General features: G+C 53.4%; 1 rRNA gene. It reads right to left on the bottom strand.

The window, feature by feature from the left end:
* Positions 1–1,288 (bottom strand): 23S ribosomal RNA (locus tag ABLV11_RS06965); the annotation flags it as partial.

Genomic DNA, 1,288 nt, shown 5'->3' with positions numbered 1-1,288 from the left:
GTCAGGGAGAACTCATCTCGGGGCAAGTTTCGTGCTTAGATGCTTTCAGCACTTATCTCTTCCGCATTTAGCTACCGGGCAATGCCATTGGCATGACAACCCGAACACCAGTGATGCGTCCACTCCGGTCCTCTCGTACTAGGAGCAGCCCCCCTCAATTCTCCAGCGCCCACGGCAGATAGGGACCGAACTGTCTCACGACGTTCTAAACCCAGCTCGCGTACCACTTTAAATGGCGAACAGCCATACCCTTGGGACCTACTTCAGCCCCAGGATGTGATGAGCCGACATCGAGGTGCCAAACACCGCCGTCGATATGAACTCTTGGGCGGTATCAGCCTGTTATCCCCGGAGTACCTTTTATCCGTTGAGCGATGGCCCTTCCATTCAGAACCACCGGATCACTATGACCTGCTTTCGCACCTGCTCGCGCCGTCACGCTCGCAGTCAAGCCAGCTTATGCCATTGCACTAACCTCCTGATGTCCGACCAGGATTAGCTGACCTTCGTGCTCCTCCGTTACTCTTTAGGAGGAGACCGCCCCAGTCAAACTACCCACCAGACACTGTCCGCAACCCCGATTAGGGGCCCACGTTAGAACACCAGCCATTAAAGGGTGGTATTTCAAGGATGGCTCCATGCAGACTGGCGTCCACACTTCAAAGCCTCCCACCTATCCTACACATCAAGGACCAGTGTTCAGTGTCAAGCTATAGTAAAGGTTCACGGGGTCTTTCCGTCTTGCCGCGGGTACACTGCATCTTCACAGCGAGTTCAATTTCACTGAGTCTCGGGTGGAGACAGCCTGGCCATCATTACGCCATTCGTGCAGGTCGGAACTTACCCGACAAGGAATTTCGCTACCTTAGGACCGTTATAGTTACGGCCGCCGTTTACCGGGGCTTCGATCAAGAGCTTCTCCGTGAGGATAACCCCATCAATTAACCTTCCGGCACCGGGCAGGCGTCACACCGTATACGTCCACTTTCGTGTTTGCACAGTGCTGTGTTTTTAATAAACAGTTGCAGCCAGCTGGTATCTTCGACTGATTTCAGCTCCATGAGCAAGTCACTTCACCTACCATCAGCGTGCCTTCTCCCGAAGTTACGGCACCATTTTGCCTAGTTCCTTCACCCGAGTTCTCTCAAGCGCCTTGGTATTCTCTACCTGACCACCTGTGTCGGTTTGGGGTACGATTTGATGTTACCTGATGCTTAGAGGCTTTTCCTGGAAGCAGGGCATTTGTCACTTCAGCACCGTAGTGCCTCGTCATCACACCTCAGCGTTA

The organism is Klebsiella sp. GW_Kp181 (assembly GCF_040062315.1).
Lineage (GTDB): Bacteria > Pseudomonadota > Gammaproteobacteria > Enterobacterales > Enterobacteriaceae > Klebsiella > Klebsiella oxytoca.
This window is presented reverse-complemented; position numbering and strand designations above follow the sequence as displayed.